The organism is Microcoleus sp. S13_C5 (genome assembly GCF_036700845.1).
In the GTDB taxonomy this organism is placed as follows: domain Bacteria; phylum Cyanobacteriota; class Cyanobacteriia; order Cyanobacteriales; family Microcoleaceae; genus Microcoleus.
On the sequence record NZ_JAUBPR010000003.1, the window covers coordinates 97,549 to 122,911 of the forward strand.

At 46.3% G+C, this 25,363-nt stretch carries 17 protein-coding genes and 1 rRNA gene; 9 read left to right on the forward strand and 9 right to left on the reverse strand.

Features of this window, described 5'->3' with window-relative positions:
- Positions 1-22: 22 nt before the first annotated feature.
- The 4 genes from QUA04_RS01930 to sufR form a co-directional block, all read right to left on the reverse strand.
- Positions 23-238 (reverse strand): hypothetical protein, encoded by a 216-nt coding sequence (locus QUA04_RS01930; protein WP_333253251.1) that lies wholly within the window; start codon positions 236-238, stop codon positions 23-25.
- Positions 239-372: 134 nt separating this feature from the next.
- Positions 373-489: ribosomal RNA gene (gene rrf, locus QUA04_RS01935) — 5S ribosomal RNA — on the reverse strand.
- 196 nt (positions 490-685) lie between these two features.
- A complete protein-coding gene (locus QUA04_RS01940; RefSeq protein ID WP_190734918.1) occupies positions 686-1,093 on the reverse strand; it encodes a hypothetical protein in 408 nt (135 codons plus the stop codon).
- A gap of 82 nt (positions 1,094-1,175) precedes the next feature.
- Entirely contained in the window at positions 1,176-1,880 is a 705-nt protein-coding gene (gene sufR / locus QUA04_RS01945; protein ID WP_333253254.1) for an iron-sulfur cluster biosynthesis transcriptional regulator SufR, read from the reverse strand.
- 186 nt (positions 1,881-2,066) lie between these two features.
- Here sufR and sufB point away from each other — a divergent pair, with 186 nt between their 5' ends.
- From sufB to QUA04_RS01975, 6 genes are all read left to right on the forward strand, one after another.
- Entirely contained in the window at positions 2,067-3,506 is a 1,440-nt protein-coding gene (gene sufB / locus QUA04_RS01950; protein WP_333051992.1) for a Fe-S cluster assembly protein SufB, read from the forward strand.
- A 281-nt stretch (positions 3,507-3,787) separates the two neighbouring features.
- Complete coding sequence (gene sufC / locus QUA04_RS01955) at positions 3,788-4,579, forward strand: Fe-S cluster assembly ATPase SufC (RefSeq protein WP_333160843.1); 792 nt, start codon at positions 3,788-3,790, stop codon at positions 4,577-4,579.
- Positions 4,576-5,940, forward strand: a complete 1,365-nt coding sequence (gene sufD / locus QUA04_RS01960; protein ID WP_333253256.1) for a Fe-S cluster assembly protein SufD — start codon at positions 4,576-4,578, stop codon at positions 5,938-5,940. The genes sufC and sufD overlap by 4 nt, the downstream gene beginning before the upstream one ends.
- A gap of 166 nt (positions 5,941-6,106) precedes the next feature.
- On the forward strand, positions 6,107-7,369 hold the full coding sequence (locus QUA04_RS01965; RefSeq protein WP_333253258.1) for a SufS family cysteine desulfurase: 1,263 nt from the start codon (positions 6,107-6,109) through the stop codon (positions 7,367-7,369).
- 66 nt (positions 7,370-7,435) lie between these two features.
- Positions 7,436-8,428, forward strand: coding sequence for a hypothetical protein (locus QUA04_RS01970; protein ID WP_333253260.1), 993 nt, complete (start codon positions 7,436-7,438; stop codon positions 8,426-8,428).
- 165 nt (positions 8,429-8,593) lie between these two features.
- Positions 8,594-9,226 carry a Uma2 family endonuclease gene (locus tag QUA04_RS01975; protein WP_333253262.1) on the forward strand — a complete coding sequence of 211 codons (633 nt, stop codon included), beginning with the start codon at positions 8,594-8,596 and terminating at the stop codon, positions 9,224-9,226.
- A 60-nt stretch (positions 9,227-9,286) separates the two neighbouring features.
- Here the strand turns inward: QUA04_RS01975 and QUA04_RS01980 are convergent, their stop codons facing one another.
- Positions 9,287-10,111, reverse strand: coding sequence for an NAD-dependent epimerase/dehydratase family protein (locus QUA04_RS01980; protein WP_333253264.1), 825 nt, complete (start codon positions 10,109-10,111; stop codon positions 9,287-9,289).
- 103 nt (positions 10,112-10,214) lie between these two features.
- Between QUA04_RS01980 and QUA04_RS01985 the strand changes: the two genes are divergently transcribed.
- Entirely contained in the window at positions 10,215-10,406 is a 192-nt protein-coding gene (locus QUA04_RS01985; protein ID WP_333253266.1) for a hypothetical protein, read from the forward strand.
- Positions 10,407-10,472: 66 nt separating this feature from the next.
- Positions 10,473-10,877 carry a hypothetical protein gene (locus tag QUA04_RS01990; RefSeq protein ID WP_333253268.1) on the forward strand — a complete coding sequence of 135 codons (405 nt, stop codon included), beginning with the start codon at positions 10,473-10,475 and terminating at the stop codon, positions 10,875-10,877.
- A gap of 108 nt (positions 10,878-10,985) precedes the next feature.
- Here the strand turns inward: QUA04_RS01990 and QUA04_RS01995 are convergent, their stop codons facing one another.
- The 3 genes from QUA04_RS01995 to QUA04_RS02005 all read right to left on the reverse strand — a co-directional run bounded on the left by QUA04_RS01995 (position 10,986) and on the right by QUA04_RS02005 (position 19,664).
- Entirely contained in the window at positions 10,986-13,085 is a 2,100-nt protein-coding gene (locus QUA04_RS01995; protein WP_333253270.1) for a phosphodiester glycosidase family protein, read from the reverse strand.
- Between the two features lie 165 nt (positions 13,086-13,250).
- Positions 13,251-18,737 carry an AAA family ATPase gene (locus QUA04_RS02000; protein ID WP_333253272.1) on the reverse strand — a complete coding sequence of 1,829 codons (5,487 nt, stop codon included), beginning with the start codon at positions 18,735-18,737 and terminating at the stop codon, positions 13,251-13,253.
- A 708-nt stretch (positions 18,738-19,445) separates the two neighbouring features.
- Positions 19,446-19,664, reverse strand: a complete 219-nt coding sequence (locus QUA04_RS02005) for a hypothetical protein (protein ID WP_333253275.1) — start codon at positions 19,662-19,664, stop codon at positions 19,446-19,448.
- A 240-nt stretch (positions 19,665-19,904) separates the two neighbouring features.
- Here QUA04_RS02005 and QUA04_RS02010 point away from each other — a divergent pair, with 240 nt between their 5' ends.
- A complete protein-coding gene (locus tag QUA04_RS02010; protein ID WP_333253277.1) occupies positions 19,905-24,635 on the forward strand; it encodes a glutamate synthase-related protein in 4,731 nt (1,576 codons plus the stop codon).
- Between the two features lie 417 nt (positions 24,636-25,052).
- Here the strand turns inward: QUA04_RS02010 and QUA04_RS02015 are convergent, their stop codons facing one another.
- On the reverse strand, positions 25,053-25,178 hold the full coding sequence (locus tag QUA04_RS02015; RefSeq protein WP_333253279.1) for a hypothetical protein: 126 nt from the start codon (positions 25,176-25,178) through the stop codon (positions 25,053-25,055).
- Between the last annotated feature and the right edge of the window lie 185 nt (positions 25,179-25,363).

Consider the following 25,363-nt stretch of genomic DNA (forward strand, 5'->3'; position numbering starts at 1 on the left):
AACTTTTAATCTTGTGTCTTTATTAAGCTTGATGCCCTGCATCTCTTTTGCTCGACTTAATTACCTTATCAAGTTTTCCCCTGTCTGTCAACCCCTTGGTCAAAACTTTTTTTCGATCGCCCGAAACAGCCTCCAATAGCCGAGCTTCTGTCGCAATTTGCCTCTCATGCCGCAAAGACGCAATTACCAAATTCGTAAAAAAGTTTTCAAAACTCGCATCAAGTTCGATCGACCACAAATCTGCTGCTGGCCCAGAATATTGAGATTTCTACAAAGGGCGCAAGACTTGCTGTGGTGTAGATGCCTAATAACTCCCCAAAAAACTAAAGCTCTTTTCCGTTGTTGCGGGAAAAGAGCTTTAATTTATTATTAACCTGGCACTGAGCTATTTTACCGGGCAGTGACCCGCCGAGTATCTTCGCCATAGCAACGTTTAACAACCGAGTTCGGGATGGATCGGAGTGGTTCCATTACATCATAAGCACCAGGAAAGCTTTGAAAACTTTTAATCCTGTGTCTGCGTTCAGTTTGATGCGCTGCATCTCTTTCGCTCGACTTAATTACCTTATCAAGTTTTCCTTTGTCTGTCAACCCCAAAGTCAAAACTTTTTTTCGATCGCCCGAAACCGCCCCCAATAGCCGAGTTTGACGTATTATTTGCCAGTGGGGTCGATCGACCTTTAACTCACAAGTCCAAAAAAGCCGCCTCAGTTCCCTGTTCTCTGCGAATCTTCCCGTCCTTCACAAACCACGCCACGACCTGCTTAACTGTTAATTGTTCGATCGGGATCTCGGCTTCTGTCGCAATTTGCCTCAAAGGCCGCAAAGACGCCACCACCAAATTCGTAAAAAAGTTTTCAAAACTCGCATCAAGTTCGATCGACCCTTTAATACTCTCATCATTCTTAATCCAATCCATCACCTGCCCATTAGTCACCTCAGCCACCGGCAAACCTGTCTCCCCAGCAATTTGCTTGAGCACCCTCAAAGCATAAATTGCCACCCGCGCCGAAAACTTTTCCTTCGACGACAGCAGCGCCATATCAACTTCGGCGCACTCTTCCGGCTTTAAAAAATCTGCTAGCGGTTCCATATATTAAAAATTGGTAATTGGTAATTAGTAATTGGTAATTAGTAATTGGAATTTAGGATTGGTAATTGGGAATTTGAAATTCTCATCCTTCTTCCTTCTTCCTTCTTCCTTCTTCCTTCTTCCTTGCTATCAAATAACCGCAACGGTGTTCCCCATTAATAATCGAGTGAGTCCGCTCCACAATACAATCCGGCAAAACCGCTGCAAACATTTCCAACTCATTGCCACACACACTCGGAAAAGTTTCAGCAACATTAGAAATCGCGCAGTTGTGTTCCATCAACACAAATCGATCGCCCTTAACGTCGCGATCGCACATCCCAACCTCTACAGATTCTACAGGATAACACTCAGCCATGTAACCCTCAGCCCTCCGGAGTTCCACCAACTTAGTCACCCGTTCTTGCAGCGAACCTGCACCCACTAGCCGCCGGTAGTCCATAGCCTTGCGCTGCCACTGTTTTCGCAAGATAGTAATCACTTGCTCGCGGCCGACAGTTTCCGCCAACGTATCCAGGAAAGAGACTGCAAAATCGCCGTAACGATTCGGAAATCGATCGCGCCCCTGACTGGTAAGCTCATAAATGTGCTGTGGCCGCCCCATCCCAGCCTGAACCGACTGATACTGAATCAGCCCCTCCGCTTCCAAATCCTTCAAGTGACGGCGAATCGCCTGCGGACTGATATCCAAAGACTCCGCCAACTCAAGAGCCGTCCCCTGCCCCCCCTTGAGCAAATATTGCAGGATGTCTTGTTTCGTGGAAGTCTGCTGAGTAGTCTCCATCATCTTCACAAAAAATTATTAATTTGACTTTGACAATATCACTGTTGTTAATGTAGCTTAAAATATACTAAAGCAACAAATCTGTTGTTTAACTTCCCAGAGCAGCCCCCAGAACTCGCCGGGCCCCCGACAGTTCTACGTCTGCCATCTTTGAGAGACATATCCAGAACACTCGAAAGCGCAAAATTAATGAGCTCTACAGTCACAACCCTAGTCAACCAGCCCTATAAATACGGTTTCGTCACCGACATCGAGTCAGACACCATCCCCCGCGGCTTAAGCGAAGATGTAGTCCGCCTGATTTCCGCCAAGAAAAACGAACCGGAATTCATGCTGCAATTCCGCCTCAAAGCATACCGGAAGTGGCTGACAATGACCGAGCCCACCTGGCCCCACGTCAACTATCCCGCGATCGACTACCAACAAATTATCTACTATTCCGCGCCCAAACAAAAGCCCAAAAAGCTCAACAGTTTGGACGAAGTAGACCCGACACTGCTAGAAACCTTCGAGAAGCTCGGCATTCCCCTATCCGAACAAAAACGGCTGGGAAATGTTGCCGTCGATGCCGTTTTCGACAGCGTTTCAATTGCCACAACATTTAGAGAAAAGTTAGCCAAAGATGGTGTTATTTTCTGTTCCATTTCAGAAGCCGTCAAAGATTATCCCGAATTAATAGAAAAATATCTCGGCAGCGTCGTACCAGTCGGCGATAACTTTTTCGCAGCCCTCAACTCCGCCGTATTCAGCGACGGTTCCTTTGTTTACATTCCCAAAGGCGTCAAATGCCCGATGGAACTGTCAACCTATTTCCGCATCAACAACGGAGATTCCGGCCAGTTCGAGCGCACACTAATTGTGGCCGAAGAAAACAGTTCTGTGTCTTACCTAGAAGGCTGCACCGCGCCGATGTTTGACACCAATCAACTGCACGCCGCCGTAGTGGAATTGGTAACAATGGACAATGCCGACATCAAATACTCCACAGTGCAAAACTGGTACGCTGGCGACGCCAACGGTAAAGGTGGCATTTACAACTTCGTGACCAAACGCGGTTTGTGTCAGGGAGTTAATTCTAAGATTTCTTGGACGCAGGTAGAAACCGGTTCCGCGATTACTTGGAAATATCCCAGTTGCGTGTTAGTCGGCGACAACTCGGTAGGCGAATTCTACTCGGTAGCGCTGACAAATAACAAGCAGCAAGCTGACACCGGCACAAAAATGATCCACGTTGGTAAAAATACTCGCAGCACGATTATTTCTAAGGGAATTTCTGCCGGAAATTCATCCAACAGCTATCGCGGTTTGGTGAAAATGGGGCCGAATGCTAAAGGCTCTCGCAATTACTCTCAGTGCGATTCCATGCTGATAGGGGATAACGCTCAAGCCAATACTTTCCCTTATATTCAAGTGCAGAACCACACTGCTAAAGTGGAACACGAAGCTTCTACTTCTAAGATTGGGGAAGAGCAATTGTTCTTCTTCGCACAGCGGGGAATTTCCGCAGAAAATGCTATTTCCATGATGATTAGCGGTTTCTGTAAAGATGTTTTTAATCAGTTACCGATGGAATTTGCAGCGGAAGCTGATAAGCTGTTGAGTCTGAAGCTGGAAGGAAGTGTCGGATAATTTTCGCGGCCGACAAACCCTTCCATGCCGAGTCCATCGGTGACAACTTAAGCTCCCCGTCCGCCAGGAAATGAATTCCTTGGCTAATAGCTAAACTCCTCTAAACAGGACTAATGAGTTTAAAATTTTCTTCTCAGTCCTCTTCAGAGGACTTTAGCTTTGAGACAGGGAATTCATTCCCGGGCGGACTATCGGTTTAACGTTAAATTGTCACCAATGGGTACAGCCTAGGAACGAGAAGAAAAAACTGTAAAGTGCATTGAGGAAAAGGACAAAAATAGATGATTGTAGAAAATAGTCAAGTGGTGCTGTCCGTCCGCGATTTAACTGCGAATGTGGAAGATACCCAAATCCTTAAGGGTTTGAATCTGGAAATTAAATCGGGTGAAATTCACGCGATTATGGGTCCGAACGGTTCGGGAAAAAGCACTTTATCCAAGATATTAGCCGGCCATCCTGCTTATACGGTAACGGGCGGAGAAGTTACTTTTTTGGGTCAAAATTTGCTGGAATTAGCGCCGGAAGAACGTTCTTTGGCTGGCGTGTTCCTAGCTTTCCAATATCCTTTAGAAATTCCCGGCGTTAGCAATCTGGATTTCTTGCGCGTGGCTTACAATTCTCACCGCAAACATCGCGGCTTGGAAGAATTGGATGCTTTTGATTTCCAAGATTTAATCGAGGACAAGCTGGATATTGTCAAGATGAATGATTCTTTTTTAGGCCGCAGCGTAAATGAGGGTTTTTCGGGCGGCGAGAAAAAGCGGAATGAAATTTTGCAAATGGCCCTGTTGGAACCGAGGTTAGCTATTTTAGACGAGACTGATTCGGGTTTGGATATCGATGCTCTCAAGATTGTCGCCGGCGGTGTGAATCAGTTGTCAACTGCTGAAAATTCGATGTTGGTAATTACTCACTATCAGCGGTTGCTGAATTACATTATTCCTGATTTTATTCACGTCATGGAAGCGGGCAGAATTATCTTGACTGGCCCGAAAGAGTTGGCGCTGGAATTGGAAGAGCGCGGTTATGACTGGGTTGTGGAAGAGGAAGCAGCAGGAGTAGGCGCGCGATGATGAATACGCAAGTTGCTAGTAGGGAAATGTTTTTGACTGATTTGGTGAATCAGTGCGGCAAGTTGGGCGCAGCTAATAACGAAAGTTCTGCTTACGGGTTGCAGGATTTGCGGGATGCGGCGACTCAATACGTGCTTTCTTCGAGTTTTCCAACGGTGAAGGATGAAGAATGGCGCTTTACTGATTTGTCGGCGGTGTTGCAAATTCCTTTTCATATACCCCAAAGCTATCAGTCAACAGTTAAGCTGGCTGATATCATTATGCCAGTGAAAAACAAGGCAGATTTACCATTAAGATTGGTGTTTGTCAACGGGTTTTATGCGCCGGATTTGTCAACGGTGGAGTCGTCAGTTTTTCCCAATTTGCCGTTAGCGGAGCCCTCGAAGAGGATCGACTTTTACGCAGGTAATCTATCTAATGTACCCGAAAAATATCAAGGGCGCATCACCGATGTTTTGAGCAAGCACAAACAGCAAACAGAGGTGTTTACCGCGCTGAATACTGCGGGTTTGACGGATTCTGCGGTGGTGTTCGTGCCGGCCAAGATGTCGATCGACCTTCCGATTCACTTGCTGTTCCTGACAGCGCCCGGTGCATCTCCCACGATGTCCCAGCCGCACTGCTTGGTCATAGCTGAGCCTGGAAGCAATGTGACGCTGGTTGAGGACTACGCAACTATCGGTAATGTCCCTGCATTTACGAATGCTGTAACGGATGTTATTGTCGGCGAAAACGCCACTGTGAATCACGTTCGCCTTCAGCGGGAAGGTGGAGAGGTTTTTCATATCGGCAAAAGTGCGATCGAGCAATCTCGCAACAGCCGTTATACTTGTCATGCTATCAGCTTGGGAGGCAAAATATCGCGGCACAATTTAGAAGTTTTTCAGCGTGGCGAAGCCACTGAAACAACTTTAAACGGCTTAAGCGTAGCCTTTGGCGAACAGTTATCTGACACTCACAGTTTAATCGATTTTAATCACCCCCACGGTACAAGCCGCCAATTGCACAAGTGCATTATCGGTAACAAAGCTCGCGCTGTATTTAACGGCAAAGTTTTCGTTCGCAAAGCCGCACAATTGACAGATGCCGGACAATTGAGCCGGAATTTGTTGCTGTCGCCGAGAGCTCGCGTAGATACCAAACCGCAGTTGGAAATTGTCGCCGACAACGTTAAATGTTCCCACGGTGCAACTGTCAGCCAGTTAGAAGATGATGAACTTTTCTACTTGCAAAGTCGCGGTTTGGATTTAGAAAGAAGCCGCTATTTGCTAATCGATGCTTTTGCGGCGGAAATTCTCAATCAGTTGCCAATTATTGGCGTGGCGAAAATGCTTTCTACCTGCGTGGCTATCCAAGGATAACTCATACAAATGAGGATACAGAGGACACAGCACTGCTGTGTCCATACCACATCCGGCACCATTTTTAACAGCCTGTAGGGACGGGTTTCACGAATAATAATTGCCTAAAACCAACAATTTCGTAAACCCGCCCCCACCCAACGACAAATCATTAACTTCAAAAAATATGACACTTATTCAAGAAAAAACCCTCGCATCAAAAGTTCGCGGCGACTTTCCAATTTTGAATGAAAAAGTTAACGGTAAACCGCTAGTTTATTTAGACAATGCAGCTACTTCTCAAAAACCCCTAGCTGTGCTCAACGCTTGGCGTGATTACTACGGACAATACAATGCAAACGTCCACCGGGGCGCCCACACTCTCAGCGCCAAAGCGACTGATGCTTACGAAGGTGCGAGAGACAAAGTGGCTGCGTTTGTAAATGCGGCGTCGCGACAAGAAATTGTTTACACTCGCAACGCTACCGAAGCGATTAATTTGGTTGCTTATTCTTGGGGTTTGAGCAATCTGCAAGCCGGAGATGAAATTATCCTGTCGGTGATGGAACACCACAGCAATCTCGTTCCGTGGCAAATGATGGCTCAAAGAACCGGTGCGGTGTTGAAGTTTGTCGAGTTAACGGACACTAACGAGTTTGATTTGGAACAGTTTAAAACGCTGATTTCCCATAAAACTAAATTGGTGTCAACCGTTCACGTTTCTAATACTTTGGGCTGCATCAGTCCAGTCAAAGAAATCTGCAAAATTGCCCACACTTACGGTGCAAGAGTTTTAATTGATGCTTGCCAAAGCGTGCCGCACATGATAGTAGACGTGCAAGCAATAGATTGCGATTGGCTGGTTGCTTCCGGTCACAAAATGTGCGCTCCGACTGGCATCGGTTTTCTGTACGGTAAACTGGACTTGCTGAGAGAAATGCCTCCGTTTTTCGGCGGCGGCGAGATGATTGCTGACGTGTTTCTCGATTATTCCACTTATGCCGATTTGCCGCACAAATTTGAGGCCGGCACCCCTGCAATCGGAGAGGCGATCGCCCTTGGTGCAGCAATCGATTATCTTAGTAACATTGGCATGGATAAGATTCACGCTTGCGAAGCTGAATTGACTGCTTATATGTTCCAACAATTGCGGCAAATTCCAGAGATCAAAATTTACGGGCCACAACCAGACAGCAACGGCGAAGGTAGGGCAGCTTTGGCGGCATTTACTGCGGGAGAAATTCACTCTCAAGACTTGTCTACCATGTTAGATCAGGAGGGAGTCGCGATTCGTTCCGGGCATCACTGCACGCAAGCTTTGCACCGCTATTTGAACGTTTCATCTACGGCGCGGGCGAGTTTGTATTTTTACAATACTCGCGAGGAGATTGATGTGTTTGTGAAAGCGTTGAAAGAGACGATCGACTTTTTTGGTGGGATTATGGGGTAATTTGGTAGGGTGGGCATTTGCCCACCTTGTTAGAACATTGTTTGTCTTTGCCGAGCGGAATATCTCGTGAAAATAGTTGAATATTATCGTTTAATAATACAACCACTAAAAAACATGACTCAATATCCTATTATCCTCATGCCCGACCCTGTTATTCAAGCTATGAATGCAGTTCCATTCACATGGAAATTTAGTGAACCCAAACCTTTACCTCCTAGTTATAAGCCCCAACCCATTGATGTACTTTTGTTTTTTTATAAATCTCTCCCATTAATTATTCCTTTTGCAACTATTGGTCTGATTGCCAGTAGAAATATTATCATTAGTTTCTATATTTCTGTAGGTGGAATCTTTGTTACTGTCTTGAACTTCTGGCAACAACAAATGTATTACTTACGAACACTTAATCAATACAAGCAACAAATGCGCGATTATAAAGATTTGTTAGCAGAATGGCAAAAGCGTGAGATTCAGCATAAACGGCAGATAGCAGAATCCCAAAAACCTGAAAAAATAAAACAGTATCGCTATCAGATAATTAAAGACATTATCATAAAAACCGTCCCTCCTGAAGGTAGAATTGTCAGTACCAAGTCTCAGTGGCTTGAAAGTAAATTTTATAAGAACTTACAGCAATTATTTCAAGATAAAATTTATAACAATTTAATCATCCAAAAATCTGACTCCTATCAACCTTACTGTATAGAAATTTCTTATTTTGATAAGTTAACAAATTTACGTATTGATATAACAATTGATAAACCTTATCACTATGAAAGCGGTGAGCCTAAAAATTACGAAGTGCTTGTCCAAGAAAATCAGCGGCATCAACTATTTTTAGAAAAAGGATGGATAATCATTAGATTTGCTGAGGAGCAAGTAGTCTGTTGGCCACAAAGCTGTTGTCGGGTAATAGCCGAAGTAATCAATCAAATAATAGGTACACCAATTCCCGAGGAATTGACAACTGTAGAAACTTTACGACCTATCCAGCAATGGAATGAATTTGAAGCACGACAAATGGCACAGGAACGCTATCGAGATAATTATTTAATCTAGCGATCGCCCTTTCTTCATCGGCGTTCCTCCGCATCTATCCGCCTGCATCTGCCGTAAAAAAAAGACCGGGAAGGGCAGCAATCCCGTAAAAAATCGCCCATTTCATAGTATCGGGGCCTGTGGTAAAATAAAACTAGAGTTTTCTCAGCTCAAGGAGATTTTGAGATGATTGCTACTACTTCAAATTTAGCCGAACAGAGAACACTGCTAGAAAACATTAGCTGGTCAACCTTTGAAACGTTGCTCAAAGAAATAGGCGATAAGCGAGGTTATCGCATAGCTTACGATGAAGGGAGACTGGAAATTATGGCGCCACTATTTGAACATGAGAACTACAAGAGCAATTTCGGTAATTTCATCCTTGCTTTAGCAGAAGAACTCGACATTGAAATTAAAAGTGCTGGCTCAACTACTCTCAAACTCAAAAATGCCAAAAAAGGCATAGAACCAGATAACTGTTATTATATCCAAAATGAAGCAGCAGTTAGAGGCAGGCAAGAACTAGATTTAGAAACTGCCCCACCGCCCGACTTAGCAATTGAAATAGATATTACCAGCAGTTCAGTTGATAAGTTTGCCATTTACTCCGCACTTCGGGTCCCGGAACTCTGGCTATATAACGGGCGAGTTTTGAAATTTTATCAGTTGGTAGAAACTGAATATATTGAGCGCGACTTTAGTATTGCTTTTCCCTTTGTATCGGTAGCAGAAATGGCTGGGTTTTTCAGTCGCACTCAAACGATAGGAGAAATTGCTTTGCTGAAATCCTTTAGAACTTGGGTTAAAGGGAAAATATAATATTCTCTAGCAAGGTGCGCCGTGCACACCCTACATAATTAGGTGCTGCGCCTAGGACTATTAAAACTCCCTAATTTCAGGATGGATAAACTCATAACCAGCCGCCTTAATCTTTTGATTCGACACCCTAGCATTATAAGGCCGCACGCTAGGACTTCCATCCCAAGAAACTTTAGGCAGATTGTGAGTTTCAAAAATGCGATCGAGCAATTCACCACTGGATAGCGACACATCCCCGACTAAATTGTAAATTCCCTGCAATCGATTTTCCAAAGCAAAAGTTAACCCCCCAACCACATCATCCCGATGCACCCAATTAGTAGCATCTTCCCCCCTACCGGGACGAGTGCTCCCAGCCCAGCCTCCAAAGATTTTAACTAATTCTCGCCCCGGCCCATAAATTCCTCCCAAACGGAGAATGCAGACTTGAAGATTTGGACTCGATGCTGCTAATAAAACCCGTTCTGTTTCGGCGAGAATTTCACCATTTGGATTAGCAGGCGCAACGGGAGAATCTTCATTTACCAATTCACTTTGGCGATCGCCATACACAGAATAAGTACCCGTATAAATAACCTGGTTTACTGTCGGTATCTGCTGTAAAACCGATACTAAAGTTTTCGCAGTATCTAAATAACTTTCCCGATAAGTATGAGGATTTCGGGCACCGACGCACAGCATAACAGCATCTTGTTCTTGCAGTACAGAGGCGATCGCATCTTTGTCATTTCCTTTGAGCACGGCTACCCGCTGCGCGACACCCTCCAACTCAACTACTCGCGTCGCCGTGGTAGTTGTCGCCGTCACGGTACAATCAGATTTGCCGCGTAAATGTTTGGCTGTCGCAGTACCCACATAGCCACAGCCGACGATCGCAACTTTCATAAAAAATTCTCCATTGTGTCATACCCTCTAAAATTATTGCCGGTTTCTGAAATCATCGCGCGCTGAGTTTTGTGGTAAAATGCAAAGCGTCGCGCTCGAAAAAATGCTTGTACATTTTATCGCTCGGGGATGGCTCAAAGCTAGAGGTAAAGCCATAACTGACTCAACTCATGTCATCGGAGCCATCCGCAAAATGAACCGTCTCGAATGCGTTGGAGAAACTTTGCGTCATGCCTTAGCTCAGCTAGCCACCGTGGCGGATGAATGGTTATTAACAGTAGTCTATCGGGATTGATCTGAGCGTTATGCAACAAGATTTGAGCAATACCGCTTACCAAAATCTCAAACTGAAAAAGAAAGCTTGGCATTGACAATTGGCTGTGATGGTCATCACTTGTTGTCAGCTTTATATGACCCGTTAAGTCCTGAATGGTTGCGCCAGCTAAAAGCTGTAGAAATTTTACGCTGTGTCTGGATACAGCAATATCGGTGGTGGGGAGGCAAAGTTTATTGGGGATCAGCCGATGATTTACCGCCCCACAAACAGTTAATTACATCTCCTTACGATATCGAGGCTCGCAATCGGACAAAAAGAGATACTAATTGGACAGGTTATACAGTACATCTTACAGAAACTTGCGATCGAGATGCACCTCATTTAATTACTAAGAGACTGTTGGCTAATTCGCCGAGGGCGTTACCTCTCACATCTGGAATGCAGCATTTGGGTTCGCTATTGGTAGTTAATAGCTATATGCTTAATTAAATATTTAGTCCAGAGCCACTATTTTTAGGGGGTGAGGGGTGAAACCACTTTTAAATTCGCCAACAGTCTCTTTCTAACCGCCGAAAATCAATGTCGAAGATTAACTACTTATGGTTGAATGAAAATACCGATCGCATTATGAACTCTCGCAGCAGTTGACGGAGGTCGATCGAGCAAACTACCTCCCAAATACAAACTCGTCGAACTTCCCCCATCCAAATTTAAAGCCTCCACAGCACCCATTTGCTGCAATATCTGCGCGAGTTCTGCGAAATTTGGCCCCGCCCCGCCCGCGCGATTGTGCACCGCTACAATCAGCAAATTCCCGGCAGCAGTTCGCCCGATCGCACTTCTAATTGCTGTCTGTCTAACATAAGCATCGCTAAACCCTTCCGCCTTAGCATCCAGTACAACTTGACTGTTTTGTACCAACACCGGCCCGCCGCCGAGAATGTAGGGAAAACGGTTGAAATCAGCAGGAATAGTGTTAGTTTCTAAACGCAATAAAGTGCCGATGGAGAGTTCAGATGCAGGGAAAAAATCGGAACGTAAAACCAAAATATAACCGTTAGCTGGAATGGGAAAAGTTGTGGTTCCCGGCGCACCTCCGGGCGATTGGCTGACAACTCTATCGCCCGCAACTGTCACCACTATTTCATTGTCAGACAACGGAGTATAAGTTGTTCCCCAATCAGAATTGTACCGACCGATTCCCGATTGCACGTAGGCACTATTGAGATAAGAAACAGGCAAAAATTGATTTGCCGAAGTTATCACAGTTTCTTGCAAAGTCAAACGATCGATCGCAAATTCTCCCAGATCATTCCAGGCGATCGCCCCCCGGTTCAAAATCGGCCCGGAAAGCCATTTATTGTCCCGCCGAATTGCCCCTAAAGCTAATCGATTTATCCGATTGAAAAACCCTGCATTAATCGCCGCAGCCGCACCCGACACTTCTGCTGTTTGCAATAAAGGTGCAGTCCCTTGATCGGCAGGGGGATTGCTGAGAATTGGTCGAATTTTTACACCAGCTTGACGGGGATTCACTTCTAGCCAAACTACCGGAAAACGAGCAGTTCCTAAATTATGATACTGCTGCCGCCACTGCACACCGGGCGCCCAAATAATGTTTTTTTCTACTAACGAATCTGGCCGAATGTCGATAACTAATCGATTGGGATTTCCCAGGCTGAAAACTTGCGGCCGCCAACCTAAAGGAATCGTCACTTTGACTTTAGTTTGAGCGCCGTCAGGTTCGACTTTTAGTGATAGCAATTGTTTGCTGGTTGAGAAAATCTGCTGAAGTAAGGCGGGAGCGACTTTGGCATCGATCGCGATCGACCATTCTTGACCGGCGATCGGCGCTGCGGGCGTTATTTGCAGCGGCAGGGCGGGTTTGGTCGGGTCGTCTGGTGTTTCGAGGTTGGGCGCTGCGCGGAGGTTTTGCAGTGGGATAGCGGGCTTTGTGGGGTCGTCCGGGGGGTTGGGTGTGCGTGTCGGCGACGGGATTGGTTTATTGACAAAGTTGACTTCCCAAGGGGCCGGTCGATCGAGATCTAAAACAATGCGATCGCCCGATTCTATTTCTGCTTGCCGAATTCCGGTAACACTTGCAGTTTGAGAAGTAATTTTTAGAATATTCCCATCAGCAGATATCTGCCAGCCCGCAAGTCTAGCCAAATCGGTAACATCTAAGTAACGATACGGGCCTGTTGCCCAGGTTGCTAAGCTTTGAGCGCCGGTTAAAGATACCGAAAACCACTGCACTGGTTGTTTGGTACTGTCGGCGCTGCTAAGCAAATCCACTCCCGCACTTTGCATCAATCCCACATCAGCAATCCAAGTTCGGAAATCCGCAGAAGTGCTGTTTGCCGGCTGCTGAGTCCAACTTAAAGGGAGAATGCGGCCGTTTAGAGACACTTGGCGGCCTTGTCTAATTATCGAAGAGGGCGGTACAGATTGAGCCAAAAGCCTATAGCCCGACAGGGGTTTCAACCCCTGTCTCATAGCTGAAGTTCTCTCAAGAGAACTATCGGTGAATATTTCAGTCGGTTTTAACCGACTTTCGCTATCAGCCAGGGAATTCATTCCCTGGCGGGATCTCGAAGCATGAATCAGCCCAGCCCTCTCCCCCTGTTGTGCTCTTGCGGGCTGATTCCAGACTAAAGACGGGGCGATCGCCAGTACGGGTAAAATCGAGACTGACAATATTGGGCGCCAATAGAAAAAATTACGTTTCACAGCTTACAACTCACAATTTCACTTCTAAACGCATGGGGATTTAGAAAGCCGGAAAATCCGTATGTTTTTTCCTACTAAATCCGATATTTTTGGCTATCGCACTAATTGCGATCAAGCCCTACTACAAAAGGCTCACCCTGGAATAGAAATCACAAACTCAGAACCCTGCCCCAAAGAAGAATTCACGAGTAACGTACCTCCATGTTTTTCCACAACAATTTGGTGGGCTATAGACAATCCTAATCCCGTTCCTTGACCCACAGGCTTGGTTGTGAATAAGTGGTTAAAGATGTTTTCCTGGACTTGGGCCGACATCCCCACTCCATTATCCTTAATCCGAATCAAAACCTGATTTTTGGATTCGCTCAGAGCGGTTTGAACCGTGATTCGATTAGATAGGGCTTTAATTTCACTAAAACTGAGCCCCTTATTTGACTCTTCCAGAGCGTCAATGGCATTAGCCAGCACATTCATAAATACCTGGTTTAACTGTCCGGGAAAGCATTTCACTAGGGGTAAGTTACCATACTCTTTCACAACTTCAATGGCCGGGCGGAACTCGCTGGCTTTTAAACGGTGCTTGAGAATTAGCAGAGTGCTTTCGAGTCCGTCGTGAATATTAAAAGAAACTGGTCGATCGCTATCTGCCCTGGAAAACGTTCTCAAACTCGTGCTGATATTCCGGATGCGCTCAACTCCTTCCTTCATCGAGCCAATCAATTTGGGCAAATCTTCTCGCAAATACTCCAAGTCTATATCCTCAATTACAGTTTCAATTTCCACTCCCGGAGTGGGAAATTTTTCTTGATACAAATCAATCAAGTTGAATAAATCCCCTACGTATTCTTGAGCCGGTTGCAAGTTGCCGGCGATAAAGCCGACGGGATTATTAATTTCGTGGGCTACCCCTGCGACTAAATTTCCCAGAGCAGACATCTTCTCACCCTGCACCAATTGCAGTTGCATCTGTTTGAGATCCTGGATAGACTGCTCTAGTTTTTGGGCATAATCCTGAGATTGCTGATAAAGCTGTTGAGATTCCTGATACAAGCGGGCGTTTTCCAGCGAGATGGCAGCTTGGGAGCAGAGGATGTTGAGGAGGGCGACGCGATCGCCAGTGAATGCCCCTGTCGTCAGATTATTTTCCAAATACAGAATTGCCATCATTTTGCCTTGATGGATAATCGGAGTACATAGGATGCTCTTAGGTTGGTGCTGCTTGATATAGGGGTCAGAAGTAAATATTAATTCCGTCTTGACATCATCGAAAACTAGGGTTTTATTGCTACGTTTAACGTAATTAATGATAGTCTGGGGAATTGATTCGCTCTCCTCGATCCCAATAGTTTCTTGCAGGAGACAGCCTTGGCGATCGCTACAGTGGACGGCGATTGTCCAGTCGTCCTCTTCTTTCAAAATCATCAATACTCCTGTTTGAGCGCCTGCATTCTGAAGCGCCACTTCCATAAGGGTAGTGAGCAATTGTTCAAGCTTAATTTCGCTCGACAAGGCTTGATAAGCTTTGATAACTGTTGGTAAATCTATTACTGTGATACTCGTACTCCCAGTAATTGTTTGGTTGTTGGTAGAAAATGAGGTGTCATTAAAAGTGTTCATTGCCTCGAACAAACGACCTTTATTCTGTTGCAGAATAGGAGAAAGCAATTGAGGATAGCATTGTTCTAAGGCATCAATCTTCGCTTTAGCCCCCCAACGAGAGTAGGAATAGTAGGCATCAATTAGATAAAGTTGAGCCAGTTTTTCTTTCCCCCACTGTAAATAAAATTGGGCAGCCAGCTCGTTGGCTAAAGCTTCTTCATTGAGGTATTTGTTTTCTTTAGCTAAAGCGATCGCGCGATCGTAAAAATCCATCGCCTCAACTTGCTGTCCTAAAACGCGATAGCGCTCTGCCTCGACCAAATAGAACTTATGCAAGTGATTCATAGGGGCATACTCCGCCCATCGCTTGCTTTTTGCCTGATTTACTGCTACTTTTTCTAGGAGTGCAGCTTGTTTTTCCGCATCAGCCTCGGCATACACCGCTAAGTACGTTAGAGACCCATAGAAATAAATCAGTGAATACTGAAGCCCTGCGGTTAGAGCATCCGAATATTTCTCTGCTAGCACGGCATTTTCCAGTGCTTGTTGATAGTTTTCAAACAAATAACCGAGAATCAACTTGTTGAGATAAACGCTGCAAATCGCATACTGCACGTTATTAGCTTGATGCTGCGGTATCATGATGTCTTCATCATAAGCTTCCCCAACCAAACGGCAGGGGTTATCGGTTTTACCTCGCAAGTTCAAAACAGCCTGCCGAAAAATTTTCACGAAACTGAGTGCATTTCCCTGACGAATCTGATGAATAGCGCGATCAAAGGTTTCTGTCTCGCGCTCCATTTCCGCCAAGTCTCTGCCCATAGAGAAAGAAAGCGCCGTATAATTGTAAAGTCCATAGGCAGCATATTCTAATTCTCCTGCTTCTAGGGCAATTTGATGGGCTTCTAATAAAAATGGCAAAGAATCTTCGGGGTAGCGTTTCCAATGCCGGACATAGCCATAAACAAGATTGTAGGTTTTAGTTTTTAGCTCTTTGCTTTTCAGATTATTTAGCAGACCTAAAGCTACCTCACCTGATTGATAGCCGATATCAATATCACCTCCTGTTCCTGCATGAATTAAACCGTACCAAGCATAACTAAAAGCAGATGTAGGGGCATTTCCATAGGTGAGAGATAGTTCTATTGGCTTGCACACAATCAGCGGGAATAATTTAGATGCAGACTGATAAGAAGCCGATACAACCGTGCCTAAAATTCGCAGCGCTGCCAGATAATAGGAGTCGGTCATCTCTGGAAGATTAATCAATTCTTCCAACGTGTAGCTGGCGAACTTGCGTTTTGTTTCTTCCTGGGTTTGCTGAACCTTTTCCGGGCTGGGATTCTCGGGAAATTCCACGCCCAGTTGTTTGAGAACAATCAGCGCAGTCTTTTCTGCTAAGGGTAAATTATTGTGAGCGATGTAACTTTGAATTCGCACTGTATAAACTTTCACAGTATCCAGAGAGGTTCGGGCTTGCTGCAACACGATTTGCACCCATTGATCCATCTGTTCAAATTCACCGCTCAGGAATGCCGCTTCAACTGCTTCCTTATATAGGTTTAAGGTGAGTTGGTACTGGCTGTCCCAACAATCCGTTGCTAATAATTCAATTCCGTTACTCAAGCACTCAAGGGCTGCCGCATACGCTGTTGCGGCTTTTGCTTTTCGTCCAGCTACTAGATTTAGCTGGGCAAATTCTTCCCGTTGCACGCGATCGCTAACCAGCTTAATCGCCATATTCAAATGGTTGACCATTTCAAAAATTCTTTCTTCCCGCTCGACTTCCGATGTATCCCTCAACAGCAGTTGCCCTATCTTTAAGTGGGTCGAGCGTTTTTGGTCTTCGGGAATGAGAGAATAGGCAGCCTGTTGTACACGGTCATGCAAAAACTTGTATTTGGCTAATTGTTCATGGCTAGTTAATAAGGCAGCGGTGTCTTCCCGGGCCGCTGGTTCAGATAAGTCTTTACTAGATTGTTGATAAAATTTATAAACATCACTAACTGGCAAAATAAACCCTTCTTGCAATGCTCTCCACAAAGCTGTTGCTGTTTCTGTTGGCGAATTTTCATCAACAATTGCTAACGTCGCCAAATCGAACTGATTGCCAATACAAGCAGCTAACTTTAAAACTTCTTGTGTCCTGATTGGCAACTTTCGTAACTGAAGTGCCATGAATTCTACTACATCATTCGTTAGTGCCAAGGTTCGCACTATGACGATATCGCACTGCCAATACCGAGATTCAAAATTAAATTCAATTATCCCATCTTCATGCAAAGATTTGAGGAATTGTGTGCTGAAAAAGGGATTGCCTTGGGTTTTCTGATAAACGAGTTCTGTCAAAGGCAGAGCCCATGCTGTAGAACAAGCTAAGGTATCCGCAATCAGACAATTCAACTCCGAGCGATCGAGCGGCGCGAGGGTAATGGTGTTTACCGTAGCTCCGCTTTGTTGAATGTCGGATAATGTCAGCACCAAAGGGTGTAGGGGACTGACTTCGTTATCTCGATATGCTCCAATTAATAAGAGATAGTGGCGATCGCGCTCGCTCGTCAGAAGTTGAATCAACTTCAATGAGGCTGAGTCGGCCCATTGCAAGTCGTCTAAGAAGATAACGAGGGGATGTTCTTTGGTTGTGAAGACTTGAATGAACTTCTCAAATAACCGATTGAAGCGATTTTGGGCAGCACTGGCAACGAGTTCGGGTGCGGGGGGTTGCTCTCCGATAATCCGCTCTAGTTCGGGAATTACCTCAACGATTACCTGAGCATTATCGCCCAATGCTGCCAGGATTTGAGTCTTCCACTGCTCAACTTTAGCATCTGTTTCGCTCAGCAATTGCTCCATTAAATCGCGAAAAGCTTGTACAAAAGCTGAGAAGGGTTGACTGCGCCCAAATTGGTCGAATTTGCCTTTGATGAAGTAGCCTCTAGCTGCGACAATGGGTTTGTGAACTTCGTTGACGACGGCGGTTTTGCCAATGCCTGAGAAGCCAGCCACCAGCATCATTTCCGCGCTTCCTGCACTTACGCGATCGAAGGCTGCCAGTAGGGAGAATACTTCGCTCTCTCTACCATATAATTTTTCCGGGATGATGAAGCGATCGCACAAATCTCGCGTTCCCAATTTAAAGGAAGTAATTTGACCTGTCTCTTCCCATTCGTGCAAACAAGTTTCCAAATCAAACTTGAGTCCGATCGCACTTTGATACCTATCTTCAGCATTCTTCGCCATCAGTTTGCTAACAATTTCAGATAGCACCAATGGAACGCTATTGTTAAGGTGATGAACTGGAATAGGCTGCTTGGCAAGGTGACAGTGTACTAACTCTATCGGATCGTCGCTTTGGAAAGGCAACTGTCTCGTCAGCAGTTCGTAGAATGTAACTCCCAGAGAGTAGAAATCCGTGCGGTAATCAATGCCTCGGTTCATCCGGCCAGTTTGTTCTGGAGATATGTAAGGTAAACTACCTTCGAGGACGTTGGGATTTTGAATTTCTTGGGTTTGGCGCGGCAACAGGGAAGCGATGCTGAAGTCAATCAGCTTAACTTGTTTGCTGACAGGGTTAATTAAAATGTTGGCAGGTTTGAGGTCTTTATGGATGACGTGGTGGCGATAAAGTCCGTCGAGCGAGTTTGCAATTTGAATTGCAATGGGAAGAAACTCGTTAATAGGCAAGCCTTTTAGCGGTTCGTTGCTGGCGAACACTAGACTAGCGAGGTAGCTACTTAAGGAAATTCCGCCAAAGTCTTCCATCACCAGAGCATAGTGGTTATGGTAAGTCTCCAGGCTGTATGCCTTGACAGTGCCGGGGATCTCTAAGTTTTTAGCAATGACGTACTGGTTGCGGAAGTGAACGAGTTCGTTGAAGCGGGGAAAGTCATTTCGCAGCACTTTGATCGCGACGGGCTGCCCATTTGAGGAGCGCAGGCCGCGATAAACTAGAGTTCGATTGCCTGCATATATTTGCTCGTTAATCTGATATCCTCGAAAAATATTTGTTATGCTAGCCATATCTACCTATTCCTACTGCTCCTGTCAAGCCTGAAGCTTTTTAGAGTTACTATCTACTATTTTCGCTCTATCGCCCGTGCTATTGATTAACTATATTTAGTTTAATCTACTTTGTAGCTCAAATTATGAAAACGCCATTTTAAAAACAAGACTTAATATTTTAGGTAAGAGATATTGATAACGGAGTTGAGACTAAGTAGAAAATGAAGGAGTCTAACGATGATTGAATGACAGCAGTTCATTGAAGAGGAAGTTAATAATCCAATTAATAGTATAAAAAATATGGTGAAAAATCCTTGCCTAGCTAAGTTAATTAACGAGGCGTCTTGGTATTAGTTCCGTTTCTGAATTGAATACTTAGCAAAAATATTTAATTCAGACACGGTTGCGGTTAGAAATACTGCATCAGCAAATCGCCTCAACGAATCAAGAATCAAGCGCGTCTGTAGACCTGAGAGTGTCAAAAACGTTTGTGGGTAAAAAAATATAAAATAGGCTTAGGGAAAACTGTCAACCTTTTTCGGCTAGGCATCTTAGCCTGGGTTCTGGACGATCGCTGACCAGACTTGCGTGCAAACTCGGACTGTAAGCGGTGAAATTTTATCAATTTCTTGATACAATTGATGTTCGCGGCCCGAGGGTTGACTGCACAATAAGACAGGTTTTACCAGTTGTGAACCGCGCTGCTACAACATTGCAACTACCGACTCAGCGGGCAGGTGGCTTTTGTGTCTGCAGGCGCTGACGAAAGCAACTCAACAGCGCAGCAAGCAAAATAACGCTAAAGTTACTATCTACCTGAGTCCGCAAGGCTACCCTTGCGGACTCAGGAAAAAAACACACAAAAAACTCGTGAAGCGCAGCTATCCCGTAGGGAATCGCCTGCAAAGTATCTAGTTGCAGGGCGGCGATTTCCCAAAGAATCACAGCTTTTTAACAGCAGGGTATTCTAGGAGACATCTCCGAGAGGATGCGAGCGAGATAATTTAAAATCTGCAAACAGGGTTTCAGTGCTAAGTACAGGCCGCATAGACGTAAATTTTTAATCAAATCAGCTTCCAATGTGCTGTCTTAAAGTTTACTAGGCTCCCACCGCTCGGCAGCTTTCTGTCTCCGAGCTATAAAAACGCATCAACCACACAATCACGGAAATAACATTCAATCAACATGGGTAACACGATCGATCCAAACAGAAACGTGCATCAGACTCAGCGAGGAACTCCCTATGCCGGCCAAAGCTGGTTAGTGGAAGAAAGAGATGCCTGCGGTGTGGGCTTTATTGCCAACCAAAGCGGTGAAGCTACCCACTCGATTATTGAGAAAGCGCTCCCAGCTTTAACTTGTCTGGAACACCGCGGCGGTTGCAGCGCCGACCAAGATTCTGGCGACGGTGCAGGTTTAATGACCGCGATTCCTTGGGAATTGCTGGATACTTGGTTCGCCGAACAGGGAATTGTGCCTCCCGCACGGGAAAACTGCGGCGTGGGAATGCTGTTTCTGTCTCAAGATAAATTTCAAGCGACTATAGCCCGGCAGGTGGTTGAGCAAGTTCTGACCGATCGCGGGCTGAAACTTTTGGGATGGCGCAAAGTTCCCATTGTACCGTCGGTTTTGGGCGAGCAAGCGCTAGAAAATCAACCTCAAATCGAACAAGTAATAGTCAGTTCACCGCAATTACAGGGAGACGAACTCGACAAACATCTATTTCTGGCGCGTCGCACGATCGGACACGCCCTGTCAAATCGCCCCAACTTCACCCGCCAAGACTTTTATACTTGCTCTTTCTCCTGCCGCACGATCGTCTATAAAGGCATGGTCCGATCGGCTGTACTAGCAGAATTTTACCCAGACCTGAAAAATCCCGCTTATAAAAGCTCCTTTGCCGTCTATCATCGGCGCTTCAGCACCAACACCATGCCCCGCTGGCACTTAGCCCAGCCTATGCGCTTGCTGGGACACAACGGGGAAATTAACACGCTGTTGGGCAATATTACCTGGATGAGGGCGCGGCAAGCTAATTTAGCTCACCCGAATTGGAGTCAAGCTGATATCGACACGTTTAACCCAATTGTCAATCCCGAAAGCAGCGATTCGGCCAACTTGGACAACGTGATGGAGTTGTTGGTACACTCCGGCCGCACCCCCCTGGAATCCCTGACAATTCTGGTGCCCGAAGCCTACAAAAATCAGCCGGATTTGGCTCCATATCCAGAAATTGTCGATTTTTACGAATATTACAGCGGCATTCAAGAACCTTGGGACGGCCCCGCACTGCTGGTGTTCAGCGACGGGAAACAAGTAGGTGCTACGCTCGATCGCAACGGTTTGCGGCCTGCCCGCTACTGCATTACTAAAGACGGTTTGGTAATTGTGGCCTCCGAAGCCGGAGTTGTCGATATTCCCGAAGCAGATATAGTCGAAAAAGGCCGTTTGGGGCCCGGACAAATGATTGCAGTTGACCTGCAAACTCAAGAAATTCTCAAAAATTGGCAACTAAAACAGCGCATTGCTAAGCGGCACCCCTACGGCGAATGGCTGCAAAAACACCGCGAAACCTTGGAACCGCAGCCTTTTGCCGAAACCGCAACCCTCGACTCGCAAACGCTGTTAGCCACCCAAACTGCTTTCGGCTACACAGCCGAAGATTTGGACATGGTGATCGTCGAGATGGCGAGTTCTGGGAAAGAACCGACTTTCTGCATGGGCGACGACGTTCCGTTAGCTGTGTTGTCAGAAAAGCCTCAGTTGCTGTACAACTATTTCAAACAGCGGTTCGCTCAAGTGACAAATCCGCCGATCGACCCCCTGCGCGAGGGGATGGTGATGTCGCTGACCATGAATGTGGGTCTGCGGGGCAATTTACTGCAAGCAGTGCCGGAAAATGCCAAGCGGCTGAAAATTGATTCCCCCGTACTCAACGACGCTGAACTGTATTTCTTGAAAGAGCAAAAGTCTTTCCTAGCTACGGAATTGTCAACGCTTTACAAAATTTCTGCCGGGCCTGGAGGTTTGAAGAGCGCAGTCGAGCAACTTTGTCAAGAGGCGGCTGCTTCGGTGCGCGAGGGTTCGAGAATTCTGATTTTGACCGATCGAGTCTCGAAGGCAGAAGGCGAATCTTATGCTGTTGGGTTGAGTGCAGAATGCACTTATATTCCGCCCTTCCTGGCAGTTGGCGCGGTTCACCACCACTTAATTAGCGTCGGGCTGCGGATGCAAACTTCGCTGGTTGTGGATACCGCGCAATGTTGGAGCACTCACCACTTCGCTTGTTTGCTCGGTTACGGTGCGGTGGCTGTTTGCCCTTACCTGGCCTTGGAAAGTGTGCGCGCTTGGTGGTCTGACACGAAGACTCAAAACTTGATGCAGCACGGCAAAATTCCCAATATTACCGTCACGCAGGCTCAAGCTAGATACCGCACAGCGGTGGAAAATGGGCTGCTGAAGATTATGTCGAAAATGGGGATTTCACTGCTGGCTAGCTATCAGGGGGCGCAAATCTTTGAGGCGATCGGCATTGGCGGTGATTTGCTCGATTTGGGCTTCAAAGGCACGGTTTCTCGGATCGGCGGTTTGAGTGTGGCGGAACTCGCTAATGAGGTAATGTCTTTCCACAGTCAGGCTTTCCCAGAATTGCACCTCAAGAAGCTGGAAAATTACGGCTTTGTGCAGTACCGCCGGGGTGGTGAATATCACATGAACAGCCCGGAAATGGCGAAGGCTTTGCACAAGGCTGTAACTACTTTTAAGGCTCACACTAACGGTAACGGCAATGGGGCCGAACCAAAAATGACACCAATTGGTGACAAAAATGGTGAAAGTGCCTACGACCATTACGAGGTTTACAAGCAACTGCTCGAAAATCGCCCGGTAACGGCTTTGCGGGATTTGCTGGATTTCCAGAGCGATCGCCCTTCCATTCCCATTGAAGACGTAGAATCTGTAGCAGATATTGTCAAGCGGTTCGCCACCGGCGGTATGTCCCTCGGTGCTTTGTCCCCGGAAGCCCACGAAACGCTAGCGATTGCGATGAACCGTATCGGCGGCAAATCCAACTCCGGCGAAGGCGGCGAAGACCCGGTGCGCTACAAAGTGCTAAACGATGTGAGCGAGGCAGGTTTCTCACAAACGCTACCTCACTTAAAAGGTTTGCAGAACGGCGATACAGCTTCTTCATCCATCAAACAAGTAGCTTCGGGACGCTTCGGGGTGACTCCTGAGTACCTGATGAACGCCCAACAAATCGAAATTAAGATCGCACAAGGTGCGAAACCGGGTGAAGGCGGTCAATTGCCAGGGGCGAAAGTGAGCGAGTACATTGCTTATTTGCGCCGATCGAAACCGGGTGTCACGCTGATTTCGCCTCCTCCTCACCACGACATTTATTCGATCGAGGATTTGGCGCAGTTGATTTTTGACTTGCACCAAATCAATCCGAAAGCAGGAGTTTCGGTGAAATTGGTGTCGGAAGTCGGCATCGGGACTGTAGCCGCTGGTGTCGCCAAGGCAAATGCTGATGTGATTCAAATTTCCGGTCACGATGGCGGCACTGGTGCTTCTCCATTGAGTTCGATTAAGCACGCAGGTTCTCCGTGGGAACTGGGATTGACTGAAGTTCACCGGGTGCTGATGGAAAATAAATTGCGAGATCGAGTTTTACTGCGCGTTGACGGTGGCTTTAAAAGCGGCTGGGACGTGATTGTAGGCGCTTTGATGGGCGGCGAAGAGTACGGTTTCGGCACGGTGGCAATGATTGCAGAAGGCTGTATTATGGCTCGCGTTTGCCACATGAATAGTTGTCCGGTGGGCGTGACAACTCAACAAGAACACTTGCGGAAAAGGTTCCCCGGTACGCCGGAACACGTTGTTAATTTCTTCTATTTCGTAGCACAAGAAGTGCGGAGTTTGCTGGCGAAATTGGGTTATAAGTCGATCGCAGATATCATCGGCCGCGCGGATTTGCTGACAATGCGCGAGGGGGTGAAACTAACTAAAACCCAAGCGATTAATTTGGATTGTTTGACCAAGTTACCTGATACTAAGAGCGATCGATCTTTCTTGATCCACGGCGACGTACACACCAACGGGCCTGTGTTAGACGATGATTTGCTCGCGGATGCTGAGATTCAAAGTGCGATCGCCAATCACGGCACTGTTAGCAAGAGTGTAAAATTGGTGAATACCGATCGCACTGTAGGCGCACGTTTAGCAGGTGCGATCGCACAGCAACACGGCAACACGGGCTTTAGCGGTCAAATCACCCTCAATTGCACTGGTAGCGCGGGCCAAAGCTTCGGCGCGTTCAATTTGCCGGGAATGACGCTGGTACTGTCAGGCCAAGCCAACGACTACGTTGGTAAAGGAATGCACGGCGGCGAAATCGCGATCGCACCGCCGGCTGGTGCGACTTATGATGCTTCCGAAAATGCGATCGTCGGTAACACTTGTTTGTACGGTGCGACGGGGGGAACTCTGTTGGCTGCGGGTAAAGCTGGCGAACGGTTTGCGGTGCGTAACTCGATGGCGAAAGCTGTGATTGAAGGTGCAGGCGATCACTGCTGCGAGTACATGACTGGCGGCGTGATTGTGGTGTTAGGAAAAGTCGGTCGAAATGTCGGCGCTGGAATGACTGGCGGTTTGGCTTATTTCCTCGATGAAGATGGCAGTTTCCCGGCTCATGTCAACGGGGAGATTGTGAAGATGCAGCGCGTTTGTACGGCGGCTGGGGAGGCGCAATTGAAGGAGTTGATTGAGGCTCAGTGCGATCGAACTGGCAGCAAGAAAGCTGAGAAGATTTTGGCAAATTGGTCGGAATATTTGCCTAAGTTCTGGCAAGTTGTGCCGCCGAGTGAAGCGAATTCGCCGGAGGCTTCGGAACAAAAGATTGCTGTGGAAGTTTAATTTTGCAGTTGGTTAAATAAATGAGGGGCGACGCGAGTTGCCCCTCATCTATTTAAGTTAGATCGTTTCCGGCTGCATCGTCAGGTGATAAATTAGAGGGCAATTCATGAATGATTGTTACAAGTCGCCACCTATCTCGGCGCAATTTTCAGTTGTTCGGTTCACAGTCAACAGTCAACAGTCAACATCATGTATGAGTGCAACCGGAATTGATATTACACTAATGTGTAATCTGGCGTTGCTTAATCAGGGGATGAAAAAAATAACTTAAAAATCCAGAATTTTTGTGGATACTGGTTTCTATGACTTGCTGATTTAGGCTTTCATACCCTAAATCAGCAACGCCAATTTGCTCATCATTTGCTTGTTTTGGAGAAGGGGCGATCGGCTTTTTGACACAGGACTTACGCAAGCACACTATATACATTTATTCACCCAATGGCGAAATAGTTCGACAATAATGCGCCACTTGCCATCAATTTCCCAAACTACATCGTGGCGTCTCAAAGAGTTAAGTGCTTGCTGTAAATTTGTCTCGTTCATGCCAGTAAATTCAGCTAGCGTGTTGATATCGAGTCCTTCTCGGTGAGGTGCGATCGAACTTCTGACAGATCCGCACGATACAAAATACTGTTTAACTGTCGATCGACTATTGTGTTTGAATTAAAAACATAGATACTTATCGTTTGTCAAGTAGAATGGGGTTAGTTAGGTTCCGAATCCGAGAG